Origin of the sequence: Mesorhizobium sp. B2-6-2 (assembly GCF_006440615.1) — a bacterium.
Lineage (GTDB): Bacteria > Pseudomonadota > Alphaproteobacteria > Rhizobiales > Rhizobiaceae > Mesorhizobium.
The window spans coordinates 90,951-115,821 of the sequence record NZ_VFUG01000011.1; the positions used below are offsets into that span (position 1 = coordinate 90,951).

A 24,871-nucleotide genomic window follows, 5' to 3' on the forward strand; every position below is an offset into this window, starting at 1 on the left:
CCGCAGCGCCAATCCCCTCACCCCTGCCCCATCCGGTTCCATGCATCCAAACCCGCGATCTTGTAGGCCTCGGCCAGTGTCGGGTAATTGAAGGTGTTGTTGACGAAGAAGTCGACCGTGCCGCCGAGATTGATCACGGCCTGGCCGATATGGATGAGCTCGGTGGCGCCCTCGCCGACGATGTGGGCGCCGAGCAGGCGGCGCGTCTCGACCGAGAACAACAGCTTTAGGAAACCGCTTGAGACGCCCATGATGTGGCCGCGCGAGGTCTCGCGGAAGCGCGCCAAGCCGACCTCATAGGCTGCGCCGCTGTCGCGCACCTGCTCTTCCGACAGGCCGACCGTCGAAATCTCCGGCACGGCGTAGATGCCATAGGGAAAGCTCTCCGGCGGCGGCGGCAGATGAACCCCGAAGGCGTGGCAAGCCGCCACCCGGCCCTGCTCCATCGACGTCGAAGCCAGGCTGGGGAAGCCGATGACATCGCCGGAAGCATAGATGTTTGAAACCGTGGTCTGGAAGGTATGCGGATCGACCTTGATGCGGCCGCGGGCGTCGGCCTCGATGCCGACCGTGTCGAGGCCGAGGCTGGCGACGTTGCCGGTACGACCGGCGGCGTAGAGCACCATCTCGGAGCGGATGGTGCGGCCGTCGGCCAGCGTCACTTCGGCGTGGTCGGGCTTCGAGGCGATCTCCTTCACCGTGCTGCCCAGCCGGATGGTCATGCCGCGGTCGCGCATCTGGTGGATGAAGTCGTCGACGATCTCGCGATCGATGAAGTCGAGGATGGTGTTGCGCGGCTCGACCAGTGTCACCGGCACGTCGAGGGCGGAAAAGATGGTGGCGTATTCGACGCCGATGACGCCGGCGCCGATCACCGTCAGCGTGCGCGGCAGGTGATGGAGCTCCAGCATCTCGTCGCTGTCGAAGACGCGCTTCTTGTCGAAGGGCACGTCGGCCGGGCGGTGCGGCCTGGTGCCGACGGCGATCAGCGCGTTGGCGAATCCGACTTCGCTGTAGTCGCCATTGTCGGCGGTCAGGCTGACCTTGTTCGGCGTGAGGAACTTCACCGCGGCGCGCGCGCTCTTCACCGTGTTGCGCATGAACTGGTGCTGCAGCACCTCGACCTCATGATCGAGGGTCTTGTGCAGCCGGTCGACCAGATCCGAGATCGAAATGTCCTGCTTGACCCGGTAGCCGCGTCCGTAGAAACCGCGTTCGCGCCAGCCCGAGAGGTTGAGCACCGTCTCGCGCAGCGTCTTCGACGGGATGGTGCCGGTATGCACCGAGACGCCGCCCAGGCGCCGGCCCCTGTCGACCACCAGCACCGACTTGCCGAGCTTGGCCGATTGCACCGCGGCGCGGCGCCCCGAAGGGCCGCTGCCGATGACCAGCATGTCGTAGTCCATGTCCCGTCCCCTTTGTGCGCCGCAGCAAGCTAGACCGGGAAGAATGTCATGTTCAACAGGCAACACCATTCCCTCGGCAGGCGAATCCGCCGACGCAACCAAAAGCATGCGAAACCTTAACCGGACGGCAAGGCTTGCGTGCAATTGTCCATGTCGAGGGGACCACCGGGGCAACAGAGTTGGCGATTTCCAAAAGCGATGCGCTGCCTGGCGCAGAGACCGGTTTCTGGTCCGGCCTTCAGAGCAGCGCGGTTCTCACCGACCTGCGCGAAGGCCTGTTCCGTTTCATCGCGCTGGCCGTCGCCGCGGTCTTCGTCTATCGCGGCGCGTACCATCTGGTCATCGATCCGGGCCGGCTGAACATCCTGCTGCTCATGATCTCCGATGTGCTGACTTTTACCTGGCTGCTGCTGGCGCGCCGACCGATTGTCCGCGACTGGAGCCCTTTCACGGTATTCATCTCGCTGACGGCCGGTTTCGGCTCGGGTTTCATATCGCTCCAGGACGGCATCGCCATCATCCCGCTCTATATCGCGGCACCGCTGCAATTCCTGGCGCTATGGCTGGTGATCTGGGGCAAGATGTCGCTTGGCCGCTCCTTCGCCATCCTGCCTGCCAATCGCGGCGTCGTCACCGGCGGCGCCTACCGCTTCGTGCGGCACCCGATCTATGCCGGCTATCTGGCGGGGCACATCCTGTTCCTGCTTTCGAGCTTCTCGCTCTACAATTTCACCGTCTACGCGATCATCACGCTGTTCCAGGTCCATCGCATCCTGCGCGAGGAGCGCATCCTGGCGCTGACTGAGGAGTATCGCGACTATCTCGGGCGGGTTCGCTACAGGCTCTGTCCCGGCATCTTCTGACATCGCGCCCGGCGGTGACGGGCACGTTCCTTGAATTCCAGGCCGACTTCACCATTTGAAAAGGCGGCAGGCATTCCCATGGGGGTGCTGTGATCGAGGAACGGATATGAGCGCACGCGTATTGGACGGCGAGATCATCACGACCAGGTTCGAAGACACCCGCGCCTATCGCGGGGTGCGGACAAAGCGCATTTTCGCCTTCCTGCTCGACTATTTCTTCGTCGCGCTGCTGACCATTCCCTTCGCCATTCTGGTGGCCATTCTCGGCCTGTTGACCTTCGGCCTCGGCTGGGCGCTGTTTTCGGTGCTGGTGCCGATGGTCGCCATCCTCTACATCTGGAACACGCTGGGCAGCCGCGACCAGGCGACGACCGGCATGAAGATCATGGGCATTCGCCTGGAGAAGCTCGACGGCAGCCGCATCGACGGCATGACGGCCGTGGTGCACTCGGTGCTGTTCTGGGCCGGCAACGTCATCCTGACGCCGCTGGTGCTTCTGGTCACGCTGTTCTCCGACCGCAAGCGCACGCTGCACGACCTGCTGCTCGGCACCGTGGTAACCCGCACCGATATCTGACGATTTCACGGCCGCGCGCATCAAGCCGCCGCGTCGCCTGTGCTTAAATATGAACAGGCCAAGGCCATCGCGGCAGCATAATCCTGTTGAATTTTTCGGCGACCGGGCCAAAGGTAGGGCGATTCGCAGGAGCGTTTCCAAGATTAGATGACGCAGCATCCGACCCAGTCGCCGCAGTTCTTCCTGACCGCGCCGTCGCCGTGCCCCTATCTGGAGGGACAGTTCGAGCGCAAGGTGTTCACGCACCTTGTCGGCGACAAGGCGCCGGAGATGAACGACCTGCTCACGCAAGGCGGCTTCCGACGCTCGCAGAACATCGCCTACCGTCCGGCCTGCGAATCGTGCCGCGCCTGTGTGTCGGTCCGCATCCTGGCACAGGAATTCAGCCCCAGCCGCAACATGCGCCGCGTCATCCAGCACAATGCCGACCTCGTCGGCGCCATGCATGACGCGCAGCCCTCGACCGAGCAATACTCGCTCTTCCGCAGCTATCTCGACGCCCGGCATCGCCGCGGCGGCATGTCGGACATGACCGTGCTCGACTATGCGATGATGGTGGAAGACACGCATGTCGACACCAAGATCATCGAATACCGGCGTCGCGGCCCCGACACGTTCATCACCGGCAAGGGCCATGGCGAGCTGATAGCCGTCGCGCTCACCGACAAGATGGCCGATGGCCTGTCGATGGTCTATTCCTACTTCAATCCCGACTTCGAGGACCGCTCGCTCGGCACCTTCATGATCCTCGATCACATCGCCCGCGCCAAGGCGATGGGACTGCCCCACGTCTATCTCGGCTACTGGGTCAACGGCTCGCGCAAGATGAATTATAAGATGCGCTTCATGCCGCAGGAGCATCTCGGCCCGAAAGGCTGGGAACGCTACGACCACGAAGCGGTCAGTCGCTGAACCGCCCCACGCTTCATCCTTAAGCTGTTTCAAGGAGGAGGACGCCGGTCTTTCGCCCTCAGGCTGGGCGGACCGCGGCATGGCCGCTGTGCGCCTCCTCAAGATTGTTTGCGAGATGCCCAAGTGTCCACCCATACCGATCACCAGAAAGGCCTCCTGATCACCGCCATAGGCGGCCTCACACTGACCGTCGACATACCGCTGATCCGGCTCGCCGACGGCACACCCTGGACGATCATGATGTTGCGCACCGCCACCACCTTGCTGGCCGGGCTGGTGGTGTGGACCGTCTGGCGGTCGTTCGACCGGAACGCACCCCGGCTCATCCCGGGCTGGTCGGGACTTGCCGTGGCCTTTTGCTACGGCATGACCGGGATATGCTTCGTCACGGCCGTCTATCACACCTCGACGGCCGACCTCGTCTTCATCCTGGCCTTCAACACCGTGTTCGCGGCGCTGCTGTCATGGCTCTTCCTCAAGGAAAGACCGCGGCCTGCAACCGTCATCGCCATGCTGGCGATGATCTTCGGCGTGCTGATCATCGTCGGCGGCTCCGTCGGCACCGGGCATCTATTCGGCGATTTCATGGCGCTTTGCTCGACCTTCTTCGTCGCCCTCGCCATCACCATTTCGCGCGCCAGCGGCAAGGACATGGGCTTCACCGCGCTGGTCGGCGTCATCCTGCCGCTGGCGCTCGCCGTCTTCATGGTTTCAGGCGAAGGCGTTCACGTGAACGCGCCGTGGTGGATCGTCTTCAACGGCGCCGTGATCATGCCGATCTCGTTCTTCTGCCTTGCCAACGGCCCGAAATACATTTCGGGCCCGGAGGTGGCGATGTTCTATCTGCTGGAAACCGTGCTGGCGCCGGTCTGGGTCTGGCTGATCTTCGCCGAGGCGCCGACGCGCAACAGCCTGATCGGCGGCACGATCCTGACCGTGACGTTGGTCGCGCATTCGCTCTGGCAATTGCATGAGGGTCGCAAGCGCCGCGCCGCGCTTGCCGTGGTTCACCCGGCCTGAACTTTCCTCGGCTCGGCCGCCGCCTCGATCTGCGGCGGCGCGCCGGCCTCGTCGGCGACAGGCGGAAGCTCGTCCATGATCTCGACCTCGCGTAGCCATTCGCGCCAGATGGCGACGAGCAGCGCCATCAACACCGGGCCGATGAACAGGCCAAGAAAACCCATCGTCTTGACGCCGCCGATCAGGCCGAAAAAGGTCGGCAGGAAGGGCAGCTTGATCGGGCCGCCGACGAGCTTGGGCCGCAAGGTCTTGTCGACGATGAAGAGCTCGACCGCGCCCCAGATGAACAGCGCCGTGCCAGCGAAAAGCTTGCCGCTGGCGGCGAGGTAGATCGACACCAGGGTGAAGGAGAGCGGCGCACCGCCCGGGATCAGCGCCATGATGCCGGTGAGCGCGCCGAGCGTCACCGGCGACGGCACGCCGGCCAGCCAATAGGCGATGCCGAGCACCAGGCCCTCGCCGATGGCGATGATGGTCATGCCCGTCACGGTCGAGGAAATGGTTGCCGGCACGACACGCGAGATACGCTCCCAGCGCGTCGGCAGGATGCGTTCGCCGAGGCGATCGATCTGGGCCGCGAAAGCCTCGCCGTCGCGATAGGCGAAGAACAGCGCGATCATCATGAACAGAAGCGTCAGCATCAGGCTGAAGGCGCTGCCGCCGGCGGCCAAGGCGCCTCGGTAGATGCTGCCGATATTGGAGCCGCTGATCAGCTGGATCAACTCGCCAATGCCGCCGGGGTGGCCGAGATAGGCCGTCCACTGCTCGTTCAGCCATTCGCCGACCACCGGCATGGTGGCGATCCAGCCTGGTGTCACCGCGCCGTGGCGATTGGTCTCGATCGCCCAGGTGACCCACTCGCGCAGCTCATTGATGGCATAGGTGCCGGCAAGTGCGATCGGCACCACCAGGAAGGTGAGGATGAAAAGGATCGCCAAGGTCGCGCCGACCGTGCGGTTGCCACCAACGCCAACGAGCAACCGGCGGTAGAGCGGCCAGCTGGCGAAGGCGATGACAAGCGCCGCCAGCACCGGGAACAGGAAGCCGTGAAAGAAATAGACGCCGGCGGCGACGATCAGCACCAGGAGCCAACGCGCCGCCGACAGCGGCGGGATGACGGCCGCCCTGAGCGGCGTCGACAGGCCGAACAGTCGCTGCCCCGGCTTCTGGATCTCGGCGCGCTTCAATCCGGCGTTGCTCCCTGCCTGATGGTTCGATGGATGCTTATGCACCATCATAGTGCAGCAATCGTGACGATAGTCCAAATGATTGGCTAATCTCCCCCCTCGTGGGGGAGATGTCCGGCAGGACAGAGGGGGGCGCGAAGGAACGCTACCTTTCAGAATCTGTCTTGACGAAAACGGCTGAGGCCGCTCGACCCAGAATCGAGAGGCCGGCGGGACAGCGCCCCCCTCTGGCCTGCCGGCCATCTCCCCCACAAGGGGGGAGATCAGCTGCTTCACCCGAATTTCCCCGTCCTGGGGAAACCCTTCGGCACCATGCGGCCGGCGGCGGCGCGGGCTCCGATCCACTCGGCCAGCTCCTCGCGCGACTTGGTGAAAGTGCGATCGGCCGAATCCTGCCAGGAGAGCCCCGTCGCCAGGGTGAAGGTCTTCAGGTCCAGCACGCCGCCGTCCTTGTATTTCTGCAGCCGCACACCCTTGCCGCGCGCCATTTCCGGGATTTCGGCCAGCGGAAAGACCAGCAACTTGCGGTTCTCGCCGACGATGGCGAGATGGTCGCCCGAAACCGGAATGCAGCGCTTGGCCTCGTCCGGCGCCTTGACGTTCATCACCTGCTTGCCCTTGCGGGTGTTGGCGACGACCTCCTCCTCCGAAACGACGAAACCGTTGGCGTCGTATGAGACGAGCAGCAGCTTGCGTTTGGGATCATGGACAAAGGCAGTGACGATGTCCTGGTCGTTCTCCATGTCGACGATGATGCGGATCGGCTCGCCATGGCCGCGCCCGCCCGGCAGCCGATCGGCGCCGATGGTGTAGAACTTGCCGCCGGTGGTGAAGACCAGGATCTTGTCCGTGGTCTGGGCATGGAAGGCGAGCTTCAGGCTGTCGCCTTCCTTGAAGGTGAGCTGCGAATGGTCGGTCAGGTGGCCCTTCATGGCGCGCAGCCAGCCCTTTTCCGACACAACGACGGTGACCGGCTCGCGCTCGATCATTGCATGCGCGATGTCGGTCAAGTCGTGCTCGGGCGCATCGGCAAACTGGGTGCGACGCTTGCCGAGCTCGGTCTGCGGACCGAACGTGTCGCGGACCTTGCTGACTTCCCACTTGATCGTCGACCATTGCTTGGCGTCGGAAGCCAGCAGGGCCTCGATCTGCTTCTTCTCGGCGGTGAGGCCGTCGAATTCCTTGCGGATCTCGATCTCTTCGAGCTTGCGCAAGGCGCGCAGGCGCATGTTGAGGATGGCTTCGGCCTGGTTGTCGGTGAGCGACCAGCGGGCCATCATCACCTCCTTGGGCTCATCCTCCTCGCGGATGATCCTGATGACCTCGTCGATGTTGAGATAGGCGATCAGGTAGCCGGCGAGGATTTCCAGCCGCTTCTCGATCTCGCCGAGTCGATATTTCGAACGGCGGATCAAAACCTCGCGGCGGTGGTCGAGCCACTCCTTCAGCACGCCCTTCAACGACAGCACGTTCGGCACCTTGCCGCGCGACAGCACATTCATGTTGAGCGGGAAGCGGCTTTCGAGCTCGGTGAGCTTGAACAGCGATTCCATCAGGATGCCGGGATCGACGGTGCGGCTCTTCGGCACCAGCACGATGCGAATGTCCTCCGCACTCTCGTCGCGGATGTCTTCGAGCAGCGGCAGCTTGCGTGCCATCAAAAGCTCGGCGATCTTCTCGATCAGCCTGGCCTTCTGCACGCCATAGGGGATCTCGGTGACGACGATGCTCCAGGTGCCCCTGCCCTGGTCCTCCTGGCCCCATTTGGAGCGCACGCGGAAGCCGCCGCGGCCCGTCTCATAGGCTTCGAGGATCGAGGCGCGGCTGTCGACGATGATGCCGCCCGTCGGGAAATCCGGCCCCTGGACGAAATCCATCAACTTCGCCACCGGCGCTTCGGGATGCTCGATCAGATGGAGCGCTGCGTCGCAAAGCTCGGCGGCATTGTGCGGCGGGATCGAGGTCGCCATGCCGACGGCAATGCCCGACGAGCCGTTGGCGAGCAGGTTGGGGAAAGCGCCCGGCAGGACGGACGGCTCCTCGTCCTCTTCATTGTAGGTCGGCCGAAAATCGACCGCGTCCTCGGTGATGCCGGCAAGCAGCTCGCTCGCCACCTCGGTCATGCGCGCTTCGGTGTAGCGCATCGCCGCGGCGTTATCGCCGTCGATGTTGCCGAAATTGCCCTGCCCGTCGACCAGCGGGTAGCGCATCGAGAAATCCTGCGCGAGGCGCACCAGGGCGTCGTAGATCGACTGGTCGCCATGCGGATGGAACTTGCCCATCACGTCGCCGACGATGCGGGCGCATTTGGCGAAGCCCAGATCGGGGTTGAGCCTGAGCAGCCGCATGGCATGCATGATGCGGCGATGGACCGGCTTCAGTCCGTCGCGCACATCCGGCAGCGCCCGGTGCATGATGGTCGATAGCGCGTAAGCGAGGTAGCGCCGCTCAAGCGCTTCCTTCAGATCGACCGGTTCGATTTTATCGCCGCCGCCATTGTCATCAGGCGGCAAAAGCCTTTTTCCCATGGATTTGGACTAGCCGAGCGGGTGATTCGCGGCAAGCGCCGCGTGAACGTCGGCGCATTCGCCGCGGCATAGACATGCAGCCGGCGGTGTGAAGGACTTCACGGAAGCGGCGCCGCGGGGGCTGCAATTTGCCGCCGATCTGCAATAGGCTTAGTCGGCAATACAACGCCGGCCAACATCAATCCGTTACATGCGGCCGCTATCTGGCAATGCAACGCGCTGGCGGAGGAAAGCCGCGGTCTTCATGACAAATTCACCGCATCGGGCAATAGCTGCCGACCGGCGTTTGCTTTTCATCGCCGTTTTCGACAAATGGGGCCGGAAATGCCTTTTTCCCGTCCCGTTCGTCACGGAATGGTGATGGAGCAGATGTCAAAAATAATTTCACAATAGCCAATCAGGACAGGGAACTCGCCATGACAATCCAACGCTCAACACTCAAGAAATTGGCCTTTTCGACCTTTCTGCTGACGCTGCCGCTCAATTCGGCCTTCGCCGCCGATCCGGCGGTGGCCGAGCGCATCAAGGCGGCCCTTGCCGCCCAGGGCGTCGAGATTTCCTGGACAGGCGTCTCCGGCGACGATTCGAACGCCGTCCTGCAAGGTGTTTCCATCAAGCCGGCGGCCGAGAAGGAAGCGCTGCCGATCGGCGACGTGAAGCTGGAAGGAGTCAGCGAAGCCAATGGCGGCTATGAGATCGCAACCCTCTCGACCTCGCCTTTCGAGCACAGCAAGGACGGCGTGACGCTCAATCTCAGCCCGGTGGTCGTCCACGACATGAAGGTCCCGGCCGAAGGCGGCATCGATCCGCTCGGCTCGCTGATGATGTACAAGTCGGCGGAACTCTCCAACATGACAGTCAAGGTCGGCGACAAGACGGCTTTCGCGATGGACGGGCTTGCCGTCCAGATCACCCCGCCGGCCGACGGCAAGGCGATGGACTTTACCGCCAACACCGAAAAATTCACCGCCGACCTGTCGCTGGTCGACGATCCCAAGTCCAAGGAAGCGATCGACGCGCTCGGCTACCAGAACATCTCGGGCAACATCGCGATGGCCGGCACCTGGCAGCCGAGCGACGGCAAGATGGAGCTGTCGAAATATGACATCTCGGTCGAGAATGCCGGCACGCTCGGCATGACCTTTAACCTCGGCGGCTACACGCTCGACTTCATCAAGTCGATGCAGGAAATGCAGAAGAAGCTCGCCGCCCAGCCGGAAGGCGCCGACAATTCCGCGCAAGGCATGGCCATGCTCGGCCTGATGCAGCAGCTTTCCTTCAACGGCGCATCGGTGCGCTTCGAGGACGATTCGCTCACCGGCAAGGTGCTCGACTATGTCGGCAAGCAGCAGGGCATGTCGGCCAAGGACGTCGCCAACCAGGCCAAGGCGATCGTGCCGTTCGGCATGGCGCAGCTCAACAATCCCGAGCTGACGGCGGAAGTCTCGGCGGCGGTCAACACCTTCCTCGACAATCCAAAGAGCCTGGAAATCTCGGCCGAGCCGCCGTCGTCGGTGCCGTTCGCGCTGATCATGGCCGGCGCCATGTCCAACCCGCTCGACCTGCCGAAGACGCTCGGCGTCAAGGTCAAGGCGAACCAGGACTGATCGGACAGTCAGCTCGAAAGAAAAGCCCGGCAGCGATGCCGGGCTTTTCTTGTTGAAGGCGATTCTTGTAGCGAAAAGAATATCCTGGCTACGGCTTTTAGCCTTCCTTCTTCGCCGCGGCGACGCGCAGCGACAGCTCGCGCAGCTGCTGCGGGGTCGCTTCCGAAGGCGCGTTCATCAACAGGTCGTAGGCCTGCTGGTTCATCGGGAACATGGTGATTTCGCGCAGGTTCTTGGCGCCAACCAAAAGCATGACGACGCGGTCGATGCCGAATGCCGCTCCGCCATGCGGCGGCGCACCATACTGGAAGGCACGGTAGAGGCCGCCAAAGCGATCCTCGACCGTCTGCCGATCCAGACCGACCATCTCGAAGGCCTTGACCATGGTTTCCGGCAGATGGTTGCGGATGCCGCCCGAGGCGATCTCGAAGCCGTTGCAGACCGCATCGTACTGGAAGGCCTTGATGCCGAGCGGTTCCTGGTTGGTCAGGGCGTCAATGCCGCCCTGCGGCATCGAGAACGGATTGTGGGCGAAGTCGATCTTCTTCTCGTCCTCGTTCCATTCGAAGAACGGGAAGTCGACGATCCAGCAGAGCTCGAAGCGGTCGCGGTCGACGAGGTTCAATTCCTCGCCGGCTCGGGTGCGCGCCGCACCGGCAAAGGAGACGAACTTCTTCGGGTCGCCGGCGACGAAGAAGGCAGCGTCTCCGTCGGCAAGGCCGAGCTGGAGGCGGATCGCCTCGGTGCGCTCCTCGCCGATGTTCTTGGCGAGCGGACCGGCGCCTTCGAGTTTTTCGCCTTCCTTGCGCCAGAAGATGTAGCCGAGGCCAGGCTGCCCCTCGCCCTGCGCCCAGGAATTCATGCGGTCGCAGAAGGCGCGGCTGCCACCGGTCTTTGCCGGGATGGCCCACACCTCGGCTTTCGGATCGTTGGCCAGGATGTTGGCGAAGACCTTGAAGCCGGAATCGCGGAAATGATCGGAAACCGCCTGCATCACGATCGGGTTGCGCAGGTCCGGCTTGTCGGTGCCGTATTTGCGCATGGCAACATCATAGGGGATGCGCGGCCATTCCTTGGTGACGGGCTTGCCATTGGCGAAAGCCTCGAAGACGGAGGTCATCACCGGCGCCATGGTAGAGAGCACATCGTCCTGCTCGACGAAGCTCATCTCGAGGTCGAGCTGGTAGAATTCGCCAGGCAGGCGGTCGGCGCGCGGATCCTCGTCGCGGAAGCAGGGCGCGATCTGGAAATAGCGGTCGAAGCCGGAGACCATGATCAGCTGCTTGTATTGCTGCGGCGCCTGCGGCAGCGCGTAGAAGGTGCCGGGATGGATGCGCGACGGCACCAGGAAGTCGCGCGCGCCTTCCGGCGAGGAGGCGGTGAGGATCGGCGTCGAAAACTCGGTGAAGCCGACCTCACCCATGCGCTTGCGCATCTCGGCGATGATCTTGGTGCGCGCGACGATGTTCTTGTGCAGCGTCTCGCGGCGCAGATCGAGGAAGCGGTATTTCAGACGGATGTCTTCGGGGTAATCCGGCTCGCCGAACACCGGCAGCGGCAGTTCCTTGGCGGCCGACAGCACTTCGATCTCGCGCGCGAAAATCTCGATCTCGCCGGTCGGCAGGTTCGGATTGACGGTTTCCGGCAGCCGCGCCTTGACCTCGCCGTCGACGCGGATCACCCATTCGCCGCGCAAGGTCTCGGCGACCTTGAAGGCCGGCGAATCCGGATCGGCGACGATCTGGGTCAGGCCGTAATGGTCGCGAAGATCGATGAAGAGCAGCCCGCCATGGTCGCGCACGCGATGCACCCAGCCCGACAGGCGGACGGAATTGCCGACGTCGCTCTTTCTCAACTGGGCACAGGTGTGGCTGCGGTAACGATGCATGGTCATGGGGTAAAGTCCGGAAATTGCGGGCGCCGGCCCGGCTCGAAAATTGGCGCGAAAAGCGCATGAGAGGCCGGCTTTGTCAAGGCAAGCGGTCACACAGGCGCGCCGCTGCGACCGTTCAGGCAAAGTGGACTTGCACACCCCGACTTTGGAAATCGGCGAGCGTGGCAGCAGGTGCGGTCCTTTCCACCACGAGATGGCGGATCGCATCCGCCCCCGCCACGCGATAGGGCGCGGCGGTGGCGAGCTTGTCGTTGGTGACGGCGATGACGATGCCGGCACTGTTTTTCGCCATGGCGCGTTTCACCTCGGCTTCGGCCGAATCGAAGGCGGTGACGCCGCGCGCGACATCCAGCCCGCAGGAGCCCAGAAAAAACAGATCGGCGCCGAGCTGCGCCACGGCGGCGAGCGTATCGGTCCCGACGCAGGTGCCGAGATCGGGTACATAGCGACCGCCGAGCACGATCAGCTCGACCAGGGGAAGGTCCGTCAGAGCCGCGGCGACGCCCAGCGAATTGGTGGCGACGGTCAGCTCCATATCGCGCGGGATCGCCCGGGCGATCGCCTCGTTGGTCGTGCCGCCGTCGATGAACAGCGACTGCCCCGGGCCGAGCAACGCAACAGCCGCCTTGGCGAGCCGGGTTTTTTCCTCGACTGCATGACGGCTGCGCTGGCTGAGCGGCGCGGCTGCAAAGGGCCCCGACGGGACAGCGCCGCCATAAACGCGACGCAGCTGCCCGGCCTTCGCCAGTTCCCTCAGATCGCGGCGCACAGTGTCCTCCGACACGCCGAAACGGCTGGCGAGCTCGCCGGCCAGCACTTTTCCGTCGGCCGCAAGCCGGTCGCGAATGAGTTGGTGGCGTTCTTCGGTGAGCATGCACGATCCTGTTTATTTGTGCACGTTATTGCATGTTTTGCCTGTTCATGCAAGAAACAGAGTCGCCGGCAGCTTGAGAGCCGCCGCCAAAATCTCCTTATCGGATTTGCCTGATGACCTTTGGCCTGAAACTCGCCCCCCAGCACCGCGTCTATGCCGGCTTCGCGATCTATTCCTTTGCCATGGGCAATATCTTTCCGCGGCTGCCCGATATCAAGCGGACCATGCAGATCGAGGACGGCACGCTCGGTCTCGCTCTGATCGGGACGCCGATCGGCACTCTGATCGCGCTGACGCTGGCGACGCCGATCCTGGAGCGCGTCGGCTTCCGCCGCGCGCTGCTGTGGCTGGTGCAGCTGCTTGGCTTCGCCTATGCCGTCGCGGTGCATGCGTCGGGCCCCGCGGCCCTGTTCCTGATGCTGCTCCCGGTCGGATTGATGATCGGCAGCATCGAGATCATTTTGAATGTCGAGGCGGACAGGACCGAGTTCCTGCTCAAGCGCCGCATCATGAACCGGGCGCATTCGTTCTGGAGCATCGGCTTCTTCGGCGCCGGCCTGTTCGGCGGCGCGCTGGCGCATCTCGGCCTGTCGCCGCAACTGCATCTGGCGCTGGTGGTACCGACAGTGGCGGTTGCGATGGCGCTGTTCCTGGGCGGCTTCGAACCCGCGCCTGCCCGTTTCGCCGCGACCGGCGACAAGCCGCCGGTATTCGCCCGTCCGACGCTGCCGATCCTCATCCTCGTCGCGGTGACACTGTCGGCAATGCTGATGGAAGGCGCCAGCATGGACTGGTCCGCCATCTATATGCGCACAGTGTTCGACTCAGGCCCCTTCGTTGCCGGCTTCACCGTGGCGCTGTTCGCCTTCTCGCAGGCGACGACACGCTTCTTCGCCGACAGTTTTGTCGATCGCCACTCGCCGAGCGGCGTAGCGCGCGTGCTGCTGGCAACGATGGCGGTCGGCGTGTCCATCGTCTTCTTCTCGCCCCTGCCCTTCATCTCGATGCTGGGCTTTGCGCTTCTGGGCATCGGCAGCAGCGCCATCTTTCCGCTGGCGATCTCGGCTGCGGCGCAGCGCACAGACCGTCCGGCGGCGATCAATGTCGCGGCTCTGTCGCAGATCTCCTTCGTCGCCTTTCTGCTTGGCCCGCCGCTGCTCGGCTTCGTGTCGGACCACTGGGGCATCCGCTCGGCCTATGGCATCGGTATCCCCTTCATCCTGCTCAGCCTGGCCACAGCCGGCGCGCTTGGCCGACGGCCATCGGACGAAGCCGCGGATACCGCAAGGCCAAGCGTGGAGGCGCAGGCCGGCGAGGCCTGAACCGCCCCGCCGGGCCATCGCATATCGCCATCGCGCGAAACTAGCGGTGCGTGACGACGTCGCGGCGCTTGACGAATGCGCGCGCGGCTGAAATTGAAAGAGGCCTAATATTGTGCCAAAAGCGATTTGATGCAGGTCATCACCACACAAGAAGAACTCGAGAGCGTTGTCGCGGCGTTCGAAAAATCGGAATTCGTTACCGTCGATACCGAATTCATCCGCGAGACGACCTTCTGGCCGATCCTTTGCCTGATCCAGATCGCCGCGCCTGGGATTGAGGCGCTTATCGATCCGTTGTCGCCCGGCATCGACCTGAAACCGTTTTTCCGGCTCATGGCCAACGAAGCGGTGCTGAAGGTTTTTCACGCGGCGCGCCAGGACATCGAAATCATCGTCCATCTCGGCGATCTGGTGCCGCATCCGGTGTTCGACACTCAGGTGGCGGCGATGGTCTGCGGCTTCGGCGACAGCGTTTCCTACGACCAGCTCGTGCAGAAGGTCACCGGAGCCCGGCTGGATAAGTCCTCGCGCTTCACCGACTGGCGGCACCGGCCGCTCTCCGACAAGCAACTCGAATACGCGCTTGCCGACGTCACCCACCTGATCGAGGTCTATCAGTATCTCAGCGCCGAGCTGAAGCGCGAGAATCGCGGCCACTGGCTGAACGAGGAGATGGATGTCCTCACCTCGCGCGACACCTACGATCCGCATCCCGAGGATGCCTGGAAACGGCTGAAGATGCGGCTGCGCAAACCGCAGGAGCTGGCGATCGTGCAGACGGTGGCGGCCTGGCGCGAGCGCGAGGCGCGCGAGCGCGACGTGCCGCGCGGCCGCGTGCTCAAGGACGACGCGATCTACGAGATCGCCCAGCAGGCGCCGCGCGATGCGGCCGCGCTCGGCAAGCTGCGCACCACGCCGAAGGGCTGGGAACGCTCCGCGACGGCAACCGCGCTGCTCGGTGCGGTCAACGCTGCGCTGGCGCTGCCCAAGGACGCGATGCCGAAATTGCCGAAAAGCGTGCAGCCGCCGGAGGGGTCGAGCGCGGCAGCGGAACTGCTCAAGGTGCTGCTCCGGATCGTCGCGGAGAGGGAAGGCGTGGCCACCAAGGTGCTGGCCTCCAGCGACGATATCGACCGCATCGCCGCCGAGGGCGACGAAGCCGACGTGGCGGCGTTGCAGGGCTGGCGGCGCGCCGTTTTCGGCGAGCAGGCGCTAAGGCTGGTACGCGGCGAGATCGGCATCAAATTCGACAAGCGCCGGATCGCGTTGTTCGAGCTGTAGCGCGTCTTCCTTCTCCCCTTGTGGGAGAAGGTGGATCGGCGCGCAGCGCCGGGACGGATGAGGGGTGTTCCAGCGGAGTGAGACGCTGGCGATCTCTTATCGCGGCATCCAATGCTGGCTTAAGTCCGTGTCAAGCTGGAACACCCCTCGTCCGGCCGCTGCGCGGCCACCTTCTCCCACAGGGGGAGAAGGGAAAGCTCACACCACCTCGAGCAGGTGGAGCGCGAACCATATCCAGGCGATGAATAGTATGCCGGCGCCAAGGAAGAAGGCGCGGCTGCGGTGCAGCACATAGTTTCTGTCGAGATGCACCCAGGCGTGGACATAGCGCGTGACTAAGAACAGCCACATCAACGCCAGCGTCAGATAGTTCACGCCGTTGGTGACGAACAGCGCCAGACAGAGCACGTGGAAGAGAACCGGCAGCTCGAACTGGTTGATCAGGTTGTTGGCGACGGTGACGCTCGAGGCCGGCTCGGTTGAGCGGACCTTGTACTGGCCGATCCTGGCCTCGCCCGACTTCACGGCGAGATAGCGCCGCTTGAACATCACCAGATAGACGACATAGACCAGAAGAACATGCGCCAGCATCGGCCAGAAGATGGCTGTCTGGCGCATCTGCGTGTCCTCAGCGTCGCCGCCCGGCCAGCGCGAAGACCGCGATGACGAAGACCGGGATCGCCAGCAGCGCGAATTTGCTGACGGTCAGCGAAGAGGCGAAGGCCAGTGAATCGGGATTGGCAAGCTGGAAATCGGAGAGCAGCCGCGCCATGGCAAAATTCTGGGCGTAGTCTGCGACCGCATAAGGCGCCACCAGCACCAGCGAGAACAAGGCCTGCAACTGCGCCGGCATGGCGCGGAAGGTGCTGAGTCGCCGCCCGAAGGCGAGGATAAGGCTCACCAGCGTCAGCGACAGTAGCGCAGGGAACAAAAGATCGAAGGTCAAATAGTGCCAGACGATGATGATCTCGCCGCCGCGCCGGCCGAGCGCGGTGAGCCACGCCATGCCTTCGTCGGGCGTGAAGCCGGCGATGCGCATGTCGAGCGAGGCCAGGCCGCCGCTCAAGCGCTGGAAATAGAGAAACTCCAGCGCCGTCATGACCAGGAACAGCGCAATCGAGGCGATGGAGAGCGCCGCCGCGTGACGCGACAGCCGCAGCACCGCCACGCTCAAGTCACGCCACAGTCCCCGCTGGCGGTCGGACCGATCGGCCTCCCGATCAAATTCCGCCCGGGTAATTGGGGCTTTCGCGGGTGATCGTGACGTCATGGGCATGGCTTTCACGAAGTCCGGCGTTGGATATGCGCACAAAAGTGGCGCGCTCGCGGAAATCTGCAAGGTCACGTCCACCCACATAACCCATAGCGGCTTTCAGGCCGCCTGCAAGCTGGTGCAGCACGCCAGCCACAGGTCCTTTGTAGGGAACCTGCCCTTCAATGCCCTCCGGAACCAGCTTCAGAGTGTCGCGGACCTCCGCCTGGAAGTAGCGGTCGGCCGAGCCGCGCGCCATCGCGCCGACCGAACCCATGCCGCGATACGCCTTGAAGGAGCGGCCCTGGTGCAGATAGACCTCGCCTGGGCTCTCGTCGGTGCCGGCAAGCAGCGAGCCGATCATGGCGGCGCTTGCGCCCGCGGCGAGCGCCTTGGCGAGATCGCCCGAATATTTGATGCCGCCATCGGCGATGACGCTCACGCCGGCCTTGTTCGCCGTCTCGACCGCCGACATGATCGCCGACAGCTGCGGCACGCCGACACCGGCAACGATTCTGGTTGTGCAGATCGAACCTGGACCGATGCCGACCTTGACGGCATCGGCGCCGGCATCGATCAGCGCCTGCGTGCCTTCGGCCGTGGCGACATTGCCGGCCAGGATGCGCACCGAGTTCGACAGTTTCTTCGCCCGCGTCACCGCATCCAGCACGCGCTGCGAATGACCATGCGCGGTGTCGATGACCAAAAGGTCGACGCCGGCGTCGATCAGGCGCTCGGCGCGCTCGAAGCCATCATCGCCGACGCTGGTGGCGGCGGCGGCACGCAGGCGACCCTGCAAGTCCTTGGTGGCGTGCGGGTTGAGCTGCGACTTCTCGATGTCCTTGACGGTGATCAGGCCGACGCAATTGCCGTTCCTATCGACCACCACCAGCTTCTCGATGCGGTGCTTGTGAAGGAGACGCTTGGCCTCGTCCTGGTCGACATTCTCCTTGACCGTGATCAGGTTCTCACGCGTCATCAGCTCGTAGACCTTCTGCGCCGGGTCGGAGGCGAAGCGCACGTCGCGGTTGGTGAGTATGCCGACGAGACGGCCGACCGTGTGGCCGCCGGTGCCGCCATTCTCGACCACCGGAATGCCGGAAATTGAATAGGTGCGCATTAGCGCCAGCGCGTCGGCCAGCGTTGCGTCGGGACCGATGGTGACCGGGTTCACCACCATGCCGGATTCGAATTTCTTCACCTGCCTGACCTGCTCGGCCTGCTCGGACGGCGAGAAATTGCGGTGGATGACGCCGATGCCGCCGGCCTGCGCCATGGCGATCGCCAGCCGCGCCTCAGTGACGGTGTCCATGGCCGCCGACAGGATCGGCACGTTGAGATCGATGTCGCCGGCAATGCGGGTGCGGATGTCGGTCTCGCCAGGCATGACTTCGGAATGGCCGGGCTGCAAAAGCACGTCGTCGAAGGTCAGCGCCAGCGCGCCGGTGGACGTTTCGATGATTTTTGCCATGGCCAGTCCTTTTGAATGCGGAAAAGGCGCCAGGCCGATTGGCCAGCGCCGACTCTCTTCTTCCCTTTCAGGATTGGCGCTGGCTGGTACCACGTCCTGGGGCGGAAGAAAAGCGGGTCGTTGGGCAATCGCAAAGTCTTGCGCCCGACCGTCTTCCAGCCACCAGTAGTTGCGGTCATATAAAAGTGACAGCAATTTAATGCGACATCCGGGCCGAGGCGTGATAACCGCCCGGTCGCACCGGTTCGCCCCCAAGCCGGGGCCTAGAATCGCGAAGACAAATCAGGGCGTTTCCCTTGAACCGCATCATCCCGCTTATTCTGGCGGTCGCATTGTTCATGGAGAACATGGATTCGACCGTGATCGCGACGTCGCTGCCGGCGATCGCCGTCGACATCCACACCAGCCCGATCGCGCTGAAACTGGCGCTGACGGCTTATCTGGTGTCGTTGGCGATCTTCATTCCGATCAGCGGCTGGATGGCCGACCGGTTCGGCGCCAAAAACGTCTTTCGCGCTGCGATCGGCGTCTTCATCGCCGGCTCGGTTGCCTGCGCGTTTTCCAATTCACTGCCGGCTTTCGTGGTGTCGCGCTTCCTGCAAGGCATGGGCGGGGCGATGATGACGCCGGTCGGCCGCCTAGTGCTGGTGCGCGCCACGCCCAAGAGCGAGCTGGTCGCGGCGATGTCCTGGCTGACCGTGCCGGCGCTGGTCGGCCCGCTCGTCGGCCCACCGATCGGCGGCTTCATCACCACATACTTCACCTGGCACTGGATTTTTCTGATCAACGTGCCGATCGGCTTCATCGGCATCTGGCTCGCCACCCGCTATCTGCCCAGGACGGAGCCCGCCGAGACGCCGCCGCTCGATTTCCCGGGCTTCGTGCTCTCCGGCCTTGCCGCTTCCGGCGTCGTCTTCGGCCTTTCCGTCGTCAGCCTGCCGGCGCTGCCGCCGATGGCCGGCTTCATCACCATTGTCGTCGGCGTGGTCTCGGGCGCGCTCTATCTCCTCCATGCCCGCCGCGCCGGGAACCCGCTGCTGGCGCTGGAGCTGTTCCGCAACCAGGTTTTCCGGTCCTCGGTGCTCGGCGGCTCGCTGTTTCGCATCGGCATCGGCGCGGTGCCGTTCCTTTTGCCGCTGATGTTCCAGATCGGTTTCGGGCTGACGCCCTTCCAGTCCGGCATGATCACCTTCGTCTCGGCGATCGGCGCCATCGGCATGAAGTTCGTGACCGCGCTGATCTTCAGGCTCGCCGGCTTCCGCCGCGTGCTGATCTGGGGTTCGCTTGTCGCGGCCGCATCGATCGCCATCTACGGCCTGTTCACGCCGCAGACGCCTTACGCTCTGATGCTGGCGATCCTTTTGGTCGGCGGCTTCATCCGGTCGATGTTCTTCACCGGCGTCAATGCGCTCTCCTATGCCGAGATCACGCCCGCTGACACCAGCAAGGCGACGCCGATCACGGCGGTTTTCCAGCAATTGTCGATCGCGCTCGGCGTGGCGCTAGCCGGCGGCATCCTCGAAGTGTCGACCTCGATCCATGGCGGACCGCTGACCCTACGGGATTTCCACATCGCCTTCTTCATCGTGGCAGCCGTCTCGGCGGCGGCATCGATCACCTTCATGCGGCTTGCGCCGGAGGCCGGCAATGCGGTCTCGGGCCACGGCCGGCTAACCAAGCCGAAGACGCTGGAAACGGTCGGGACCGCCGGGAAGTGAGCGCTGCTTCTCCTTCTCCCCTTGTGGGAAGGTGTCGCCGAAGGCGACGGATGAGGGGTGCTCCAGGGAAAGCTAGCGTCTCACTCCGCTGGAACACCCCTCATCCGTCTCGGCGCTATCGCGCCGATCCACCTTCTCCCACAAGGGGAGAAGGTAAAGGCGCTATCCCTTGAACTCCTTCGCCAGCAAATACAGCTCCACCGATTCATCGCGCGAGGCCGGCGGCTTCACGTGATGGACGGAGCGGAAATTCTGCTTCAGCAATGACAAAAGCTCGTTTTCGGCGCCGCCCTGAAACGCCTTGGCGAGGAAATGTCCGCCGGGCTTCAGGACGTGCAGCGCGAAATCGGCCGCGACTTCGCAAAGATGCATGGTGCGCAGATGATCGGTGCGGCGGTGACCGGTCGTGGGTGCCGCCATATCGGACAGCACCAGGTCCGGCTGGGCACCGAGCGCCTCGGCAAGTTTTTGCGGCGCGTCGGGATCAAGGAAATCCATCTGCAGGATGACGGCGCCCGGAACCGCGGCCATTTCGAGATAGTCGATGCCGACGACATGTGGGTTTTCCGCCGTCGACTTCGTCCGCGCGGCCGCCACCTGGCACCAGCCGCCGGGCGCAGCGCCGAGGTCGATGACCTTCATGCCGGGCTTCAGCAGATGATGCTTGTCGTCGATCTCGATCAGCTTATAGGCCGCGCGCGAGCGGTAGCCGTCGGCCTTGGAGCGCTGCACATAGGGATCGTTCATGTGGCGCTCGAGCCAGCGGCGCGAGGATTCCTTCAAGCCGCTCTTCTTCTTGATCCTGGTCTTGAGAACGCGAATGCCGGCGGAACCCGGCTTATCTGGTTTTCTAGCCATCAACGGCCTCGCCCGCCATCGCGCCAGATACCGTCATCGGCCATCAATTCGCTCAGGATCCCCTCGCGCAGGCCGCGGTCGGCGACGCGCAAGCGCTCGGACGGCCAGACACCGCGGATCGCTTCCAGGATGGCGCAGCCGGCGAGCACGAGGTCGGCGCGGTCGGCGCCGATGCAGGGGTTGGCGCAGCGCTGCTGAAAATCCCAGCCGATCAGCCGTTCGATCATGCGGTCGACGCTGTCGCGGTCCATCCACAGGCCGTCGACGCGGCGGCGATCGTAGCGATCGAGATCGAGATGCACGCCGGCCAGCGTCGTCACCGTGCCGGAGGTGCCGAGCAGGTGGAAGTTGGGACTTGCCAGCACATGTGCCAGCCGGTCGCGGCCGTCGAAGACCTTCAGCCGCGCGGCCACGTCGTCGACCATGGCGGCAAAGGTCTCGCGCGTGACCGTGCGGCCGCCGAAGCGCTCGGCGAGCGACACCACGCCGACGGGCAACGACGTCCAGGAGACAATGTGGTTGGCGAGCCGCGGAGAGCGCCGGCCGGTCAGGTCGATCAGCGCGATTTCCGACGAGCCGCCGCCGATGTCGAACAGCACCACGCCTTGCGTGTCGCGCTCGACCAGCGAGCCGCAGCCGGAAACGGCAAGGCGGGCCTCGGTCTGGCGGTCGATGATCTCGAGCTTCAGTCCGGCCTCGCGCTCCACCCGATCCAGGAACTCGACGCCGTTTGCGGCCGAACGGCAGGCTTCGGTGGCGATCAGCCTGGCTTTCCTGATCTTGCGGTTGCGCAGCTTTTCGCCGCAGATCTTCAGCGCCTCGACCGCGCGGTCCATCGCGGCCTGGCTGAGCCGGCCGCTGGCGGTCAGGCCCTCGCCCAGCCTGACGATGCGCGAGAAAGCGTCGATGACGCGGAACTGGCCGTGACGGCCGGGCACAGCGACCAGCAGCCGGCAATTGTTGGTGCCGAGGTCGAGCGCGGCGAAGACAGGCAATTCCTGTTGCGGCGGTCGCTGCGGGGCCGCCAGCCTTGGCTCAACCGGCAAAAGCCCGCTCGGAGGCTGCCTTGCCGCCGTGGCGGCAGGCGCGGCAGGCGGCACGGCGACGTTCTCGTCGCGCGCGAACACCTTGCGGCCGCGCTTGCGCTTGCGTCGCTTGCGCGTCTTGCCTTTCGGTTGATCGCCATGCTGGTCGGCCTGGCTTAGGCCAATCTGTCGCTGGCCGGCATGTCTTTGGTGCGCGCCCGCGTGGCGGCTGAATCGCGCCGTGTGCGGGCCCGCCGATTGCGTCGGCGATGCCCCGGACATGCCCACTGCCGACGCGCCCGCGCCGGTATCGTGGTCTTCCACTTTAGTTCCTTCCGGCGCCGCGCGAACCGGTAGCGGACGCAGCAGGCACCTCGATTTGTTTCAAGTTGGCAACAGAGTAGCAGCGCCGTTCACAATCACCAAGAGCGCGAGGCCGAATTTCGCTAACGTCGCATTTTGCCGGATCACGTTGGGGCAATGTCTTGCCGGTTGAATAGCCGGCTTCAATCAGGCATGTCTGAAATGAAGGTTCGAAGGGTTGGGCAACATCAAAATCAATGAGTTGCAACGCATGATGACGACGCCATGAATTGGAGGCGCTATTTCTGGCCGGTCATAGGCATCGCGGCCGTGGCGTTCTCGCTGTGGCTGCTCATCCACGAACTGCGCGGCGTTTCGCTCGACGACGTCTGGGCCGGCATTGCCGCCATCCCGCCGCGCGGCTGGGTGCTCGCGGCACTGAGTGCGGTCGTCGCCTATGCCTCGCTCGCCGGCTACGACCACATCGCGCTGCTGCATATCGGCAAGAAAGTATCGTGGCTGTTCGTCACGCTGTGCTCCTTCACCACTTACGCGGTGTCGCACAATATCGGCGGCTCGGTGTTTTCCGGCGCGCTCATCCGTTACCGCGCCTACGGCACGCGAGGGCTGACCGGCCAGGAGGTCGGCGTGCTGGTGGCGATCTGCTGGTTCACCTTCATCCTGTCCAGCGTTTTTCTTGGCGGCCTCGTGCTGTTGCTGGAACCCCAGATCATCGATCGTTTCACGGGCGCGCCGCATCACGGCGCCGCATTCGCCGCCGGGCTCGCCATGCTCATCCTTGCCGGTGCCTACGCCTTCGGCAGTTGGCTGCGGCTGAGACCGCTGAAGATAGGCAGCTTCCAGCTGCACTATCCGGCGCTGCCGATCGTGGCGCGGCAATTGCTGATCGGACCGGTCGAACTGCTGGGGGCCGCCGCGATCATCTATTTTGCCCTGCCCGAGATCGGCAATCCGGGCTATTTCGTGGTGCTCGGGGTGTTCATGGTGTCGTTCTCGATCGGGCTCCTGTCGCACGCGCCTGGCGCGCTGGGCGTGTTCGAATTCGTCTTCCTCACCGGGCTTTCAGACATGGATCCGGTCGGCGTGCTCGCCGCACTTCTGGTGTTCCGCCTGTTCTATCTCATCATTCCGCTGCTGATCGGCCTTGGCGTGGTGCTCTATTTCGAGCATTCCCAATACAGCAAAGGCGAGAGCTGAGCCTTCGGCGCCTGGCGGCAGAGCCAATGCATGTCGCCCAAAGCGCGGAACGGCTTTGGGTGACAGGCATCGGACAAAGGCGCAAAAAGCCTGCGTTGATCTCAGCTGCGGGCTTGACTATTTTCGGATGGCGGCTACAAGGCAGCGCTCGCGGCACATGAGCCGCCCGCATCGCGCGATACCAGACGCGCCTGCTGGGGAATAGGTTAACGGTAGACCCACGGACTCTGACTCCGTTAGTCCTGGTTCGAATCCAGGTTCCCCAGCCACTCTTATTTTCGCAATAAAATCAGAGGTTTAGCTCTTTTTTGAGCGGCTAAGTGATACGTTGCTGGGCACCTCTAGGCCCACCCTGTGGAAATCGCTTCCCCCATTGGATGGCCTTGTCGCGGGCCTCATTGTCCGCCTCGTTGATTTCCTTCAGTCGCTCAATGAGCGCGTGAAAGCGGTCGTTCGGAATGAAGGTGTCGGGTTTGGCTATCATCACGCCGCCTCCGGTAGGGAAACGTCCTCGCGGCAGATTGCTGTAGATTTTGAACAAGGATGGGTTCAGCTATTAACCTAAGCGGGATACGCTATTCGCATATCACAAGCGCTGCCCCTGAAATTTGGAGTGCGAAAGATGACCGATCTTGTAGGGCCGAAAGGATTGCTCACCAGCATTGTCGGACTCGGCGCTTTTGTTCCTGTATTATTATTTATAATTATTATTTGCTATATCGTCATTAAGGACCTTCCGACTATGGATCGGCAAGGTCGATATCTGTCACACTTTATATTTAGTCGGAAGAGAGAATGGAAAATTCTGCTTTCTCTCTGGTTTTTAGGCGCGGGTATGGTGCTTGCCACAGCCATAATGTCAAAGTTGTAGTTTCTCTGCTATCGGCTCCTTGAGTTCAAAAATTTCCGGGCCTGCTCTGCCTACGCACCTCGTCTGCCACGACGCCGCGCATGGACCGCTCAAGCTGCTTCTGCATCTGCTTAGCGAGGTCGGCGTTCTGCTTCGGGTGCCGGCGCTGCCATTGACGGTGATCGGCGCATTGATCTGGATCGGCTGCGCAACCGGCGTGTTCTGGTTCGCCGTCATGTGAGCGCGGCGCACGCCCGGCGCGCTGCCGACATAGCCGCCACCGTCGAAGTCCGCGAGCGCGCCACGGTGAAGGGCCTCAAGGTTGCCGACGCCGATCCGGTCGGTTGTCCGCTTTGACATGACATATTCGCCCTTATGGACGATGCCGGCCGGCTCATACTTCCCCGCGCGAAGAGCGGGCATCGCCATGGCCGTTCTGCATGGCCGGAAGTACTGCCGAGGTGGTTGACCATGGGGGTCTGTGACCTAGCTAGGGTTCAGAATGGACCGTCCGGACTCCCCAAAAAGCGGATTGGAACGCACCGTGGGAGAACTTTTGGGATATTGACGATGGAGAGGTGCGAGTCGGCTTTTCGGAACATTGACGGCGGGCGACAACCGGCGGCCACGGTATCTTCGAGCTTCGGTTCGAGCGCACATCTTCTGCGCCGGCATCTTCTGCCGGCGCACGACCGCGCTCCGCAA

Annotated in this window: 22 protein-coding genes and 1 tRNA gene; 11 read left to right on the forward strand and 12 right to left on the reverse strand. The window is 63.6% G+C overall.

Annotated features, from left to right (window positions below; all coding sequences use genetic code 11):
- Positions 1-17: 17 nt before the first annotated feature.
- On the reverse strand, positions 18-1,406 hold the full coding sequence (gene sthA, locus FJ419_RS20930) for a Si-specific NAD(P)(+) transhydrogenase (protein ID WP_140541258.1): 1,389 nt from the start codon (positions 1,404-1,406) through the stop codon (positions 18-20).
- A gap of 179 nt (positions 1,407-1,585) precedes the next feature.
- Here sthA and FJ419_RS20935 point away from each other — a divergent pair, with 179 nt between their 5' ends.
- The 4 genes from FJ419_RS20935 to FJ419_RS20950 all read left to right on the forward strand — a co-directional run bounded on the left by FJ419_RS20935 (position 1,586) and on the right by FJ419_RS20950 (position 4,778).
- Positions 1,586-2,269: an isoprenylcysteine carboxylmethyltransferase family protein gene (locus tag FJ419_RS20935; protein ID WP_140697617.1), complete on the forward strand. Its 684-nt coding sequence runs from the start codon at positions 1,586-1,588 to the stop codon at positions 2,267-2,269.
- 106 nt (positions 2,270-2,375) lie between these two features.
- Complete coding sequence (locus FJ419_RS20940; RefSeq protein ID WP_140697620.1) at positions 2,376-2,846, forward strand: RDD family protein; 471 nt, start codon at positions 2,376-2,378, stop codon at positions 2,844-2,846.
- 147 nt (positions 2,847-2,993) lie between these two features.
- Positions 2,994-3,758, forward strand: coding sequence for an arginyltransferase (locus FJ419_RS20945; protein WP_095767708.1), 765 nt, complete (start codon positions 2,994-2,996; stop codon positions 3,756-3,758).
- 123 nt (positions 3,759-3,881) lie between these two features.
- Positions 3,882-4,778, forward strand: a complete 897-nt coding sequence (locus tag FJ419_RS20950; protein ID WP_140697623.1) for a DMT family transporter — start codon at positions 3,882-3,884, stop codon at positions 4,776-4,778.
- On the opposite strand, the gene FJ419_RS20955 is transcribed toward FJ419_RS20950, so the two are convergent.
- Both FJ419_RS20955 and parC read right to left on the reverse strand, forming a co-directional pair.
- Positions 4,766-5,965, reverse strand: coding sequence for an AI-2E family transporter (locus FJ419_RS20955; RefSeq protein ID WP_140541256.1), 1,200 nt, complete (start codon positions 5,963-5,965; stop codon positions 4,766-4,768). The two genes, FJ419_RS20950 and FJ419_RS20955, sit on opposite strands and share 13 nt — an antisense overlap.
- 272 nt (positions 5,966-6,237) lie before the next feature.
- Entirely contained in the window at positions 6,238-8,493 is a 2,256-nt protein-coding gene (gene parC / locus FJ419_RS20960; RefSeq protein ID WP_140697626.1) for a DNA topoisomerase IV subunit A, read from the reverse strand.
- 416 nt (positions 8,494-8,909) lie between these two features.
- On the opposite strand from parC, the gene FJ419_RS20965 reads away from it, so the two are divergent.
- The gene (locus tag FJ419_RS20965; protein ID WP_140697629.1) at positions 8,910-10,100 is read left to right on the forward strand and encodes a hypothetical protein; all 1,191 of its coding nucleotides are present in this window, start codon (positions 8,910-8,912) and stop codon (positions 10,098-10,100) included.
- Positions 10,101-10,197: 97 nt separating this feature from the next.
- Here FJ419_RS20965 and aspS read toward each other — a convergent pair whose 3' ends face one another.
- Both aspS and FJ419_RS20975 read right to left on the reverse strand, forming a co-directional pair.
- Entirely contained in the window at positions 10,198-11,988 is a 1,791-nt protein-coding gene (aspS, locus tag FJ419_RS20970; RefSeq protein WP_181170773.1) for an aspartate--tRNA ligase, read from the reverse strand.
- 121 nt (positions 11,989-12,109) lie between these two features.
- A complete protein-coding gene (locus tag FJ419_RS20975) occupies positions 12,110-12,868 on the reverse strand; it encodes a DeoR/GlpR family DNA-binding transcription regulator (protein ID WP_140697635.1) in 759 nt (252 codons plus the stop codon).
- Between the two features lie 113 nt (positions 12,869-12,981).
- Here FJ419_RS20975 and FJ419_RS20980 point away from each other — a divergent pair, with 113 nt between their 5' ends.
- Together FJ419_RS20980 and rnd are read left to right on the forward strand one after the other, a co-directional pair.
- Complete coding sequence (locus tag FJ419_RS20980; RefSeq protein ID WP_140697638.1) at positions 12,982-14,190, forward strand: MFS transporter; 1,209 nt, start codon at positions 12,982-12,984, stop codon at positions 14,188-14,190.
- Between the two features lie 129 nt (positions 14,191-14,319).
- Positions 14,320-15,471, forward strand: coding sequence for a ribonuclease D (gene rnd, locus FJ419_RS20985; protein WP_140697641.1), 1,152 nt, complete (start codon positions 14,320-14,322; stop codon positions 15,469-15,471).
- 198 nt (positions 15,472-15,669) lie between these two features.
- Here rnd and FJ419_RS20990 read toward each other — a convergent pair whose 3' ends face one another.
- The 3 genes from FJ419_RS20990 to guaB are packed head-to-tail and all read right to left on the reverse strand — an operon-like array spanning position 15,670 to position 18,194.
- Entirely contained in the window at positions 15,670-16,089 is a 420-nt protein-coding gene (locus tag FJ419_RS20990) for an MAPEG family protein (RefSeq protein ID WP_140697644.1), read from the reverse strand.
- Between the two features lie 10 nt (positions 16,090-16,099).
- On the reverse strand, positions 16,100-16,645 hold the full coding sequence (locus FJ419_RS20995; protein ID WP_246679278.1) for a hypothetical protein: 546 nt from the start codon (positions 16,643-16,645) through the stop codon (positions 16,100-16,102).
- A gap of 46 nt (positions 16,646-16,691) precedes the next feature.
- Positions 16,692-18,194: an IMP dehydrogenase gene (gene guaB / locus FJ419_RS21000; protein ID WP_140697647.1), complete on the reverse strand. Its 1,503-nt coding sequence runs from the start codon at positions 18,192-18,194 to the stop codon at positions 16,692-16,694.
- A gap of 296 nt (positions 18,195-18,490) precedes the next feature.
- Between guaB and FJ419_RS21005 the strand changes: the two genes are divergently transcribed.
- Positions 18,491-19,912 carry an MFS transporter gene (locus tag FJ419_RS21005; protein WP_140697650.1) on the forward strand — a complete coding sequence of 474 codons (1,422 nt, stop codon included), beginning with the start codon at positions 18,491-18,493 and terminating at the stop codon, positions 19,910-19,912.
- A gap of 162 nt (positions 19,913-20,074) precedes the next feature.
- Here FJ419_RS21005 and FJ419_RS21010 read toward each other — a convergent pair whose 3' ends face one another.
- Positions 20,075-20,770, reverse strand: a complete 696-nt coding sequence (locus FJ419_RS21010) for an RlmE family RNA methyltransferase (RefSeq protein ID WP_140633990.1) — start codon at positions 20,768-20,770, stop codon at positions 20,075-20,077.
- Positions 20,770-22,119 (reverse strand): Ppx/GppA phosphatase family protein, encoded by a 1,350-nt coding sequence (locus FJ419_RS21015; RefSeq protein ID WP_140697653.1) that lies wholly within the window; start codon positions 22,117-22,119, stop codon positions 20,770-20,772. The genes FJ419_RS21010 and FJ419_RS21015 overlap by 1 nt, the downstream gene beginning before the upstream one ends.
- 264 nt (positions 22,120-22,383) lie before the next feature.
- Here FJ419_RS21015 and FJ419_RS21020 point away from each other — a divergent pair, with 264 nt between their 5' ends.
- Both FJ419_RS21020 and FJ419_RS21025 read left to right on the forward strand, forming a co-directional pair.
- On the forward strand, positions 22,384-23,316 hold the full coding sequence (locus FJ419_RS21020; RefSeq protein ID WP_140697656.1) for a YbhN family protein: 933 nt from the start codon (positions 22,384-22,386) through the stop codon (positions 23,314-23,316).
- 195 nt (positions 23,317-23,511) lie between these two features.
- Positions 23,512-23,585 (forward strand) — tRNA-Gln (locus FJ419_RS21025).
- A gap of 47 nt (positions 23,586-23,632) precedes the next feature.
- Here the strand turns inward: FJ419_RS21025 and FJ419_RS30850 are convergent.
- The gene (locus FJ419_RS30850) at positions 23,633-23,800 is read right to left on the reverse strand and encodes a hypothetical protein (protein WP_181170767.1); all 168 of its coding nucleotides are present in this window, start codon (positions 23,798-23,800) and stop codon (positions 23,633-23,635) included.
- A 138-nt stretch (positions 23,801-23,938) separates the two neighbouring features.
- Between FJ419_RS30850 and FJ419_RS21030 the strand changes: the two genes are divergently transcribed.
- Positions 23,939-24,187, forward strand: coding sequence for a hypothetical protein (locus FJ419_RS21030; protein WP_140697659.1), 249 nt, complete (start codon positions 23,939-23,941; stop codon positions 24,185-24,187).
- Here the strand turns inward: FJ419_RS21030 and FJ419_RS21035 are convergent.
- Positions 24,176-24,595, reverse strand: a complete 420-nt coding sequence (locus FJ419_RS21035) for a hypothetical protein (RefSeq protein ID WP_140697662.1) — start codon at positions 24,593-24,595, stop codon at positions 24,176-24,178. The two genes, FJ419_RS21030 and FJ419_RS21035, sit on opposite strands and share 12 nt — an antisense overlap.
- Positions 24,596-24,871: the final 276 nt, after the last annotated feature.

Coding starts and splice junctions, on each gene's coding strand:
- sthA (WP_140541258.1), bottom strand. CDS start 1,406: ATGGACTACGACATGCTGGTCATCGGCAGCGGCCCTTCGGGGCGCCGC.
- FJ419_RS20940 (WP_140697620.1), top strand. CDS start 2,376: ATGAGCGCACGCGTATTGGACGGCGAGATCATCACGACCAGGTTCGAA.
- FJ419_RS20945 (WP_095767708.1), top strand. CDS start 2,994: ATGACGCAGCATCCGACCCAGTCGCCGCAGTTCTTCCTGACCGCGCCG.
- parC (WP_140697626.1), bottom strand. CDS start 8,493: ATGGGAAAAAGGCTTTTGCCGCCTGATGACAATGGCGGCGGCGATAAA.
- FJ419_RS20965 (WP_140697629.1), top strand. CDS start 8,910: ATGACAATCCAACGCTCAACACTCAAGAAATTGGCCTTTTCGACCTTT.
- aspS (WP_181170773.1), bottom strand. CDS start 11,988: ATGCATCGTTACCGCAGCCACACCTGTGCCCAGTTGAGAAAGAGCGAC.
- FJ419_RS20975 (WP_140697635.1), bottom strand. CDS start 12,868: ATGCTCACCGAAGAACGCCACCAACTCATTCGCGACCGGCTTGCGGCC.
- FJ419_RS20980 (WP_140697638.1), top strand. CDS start 12,982: ATGACCTTTGGCCTGAAACTCGCCCCCCAGCACCGCGTCTATGCCGGC.
- rnd (WP_140697641.1), top strand. CDS start 14,320: ATGCAGGTCATCACCACACAAGAAGAACTCGAGAGCGTTGTCGCGGCG.
- FJ419_RS20990 (WP_140697644.1), bottom strand. CDS start 16,089: ATGCGCCAGACAGCCATCTTCTGGCCGATGCTGGCGCATGTTCTTCTG.
- guaB (WP_140697647.1), bottom strand. CDS start 18,194: ATGGCAAAAATCATCGAAACGTCCACCGGCGCGCTGGCGCTGACCTTC.
- FJ419_RS21010 (WP_140633990.1), bottom strand. CDS start 20,770: ATGGCTAGAAAACCAGATAAGCCGGGTTCCGCCGGCATTCGCGTTCTC.
- FJ419_RS21020 (WP_140697656.1), top strand. CDS start 22,384: ATGAATTGGAGGCGCTATTTCTGGCCGGTCATAGGCATCGCGGCCGTG.
- FJ419_RS30850 (WP_181170767.1), bottom strand. CDS start 23,800: ATGATAGCCAAACCCGACACCTTCATTCCGAACGACCGCTTTCACGCG.
- FJ419_RS21030 (WP_140697659.1), top strand. CDS start 23,939: ATGACCGATCTTGTAGGGCCGAAAGGATTGCTCACCAGCATTGTCGGA.
- FJ419_RS21035 (WP_140697662.1), bottom strand. CDS start 24,595: ATGGCGATGCCCGCTCTTCGCGCGGGGAAGTATGAGCCGGCCGGCATC.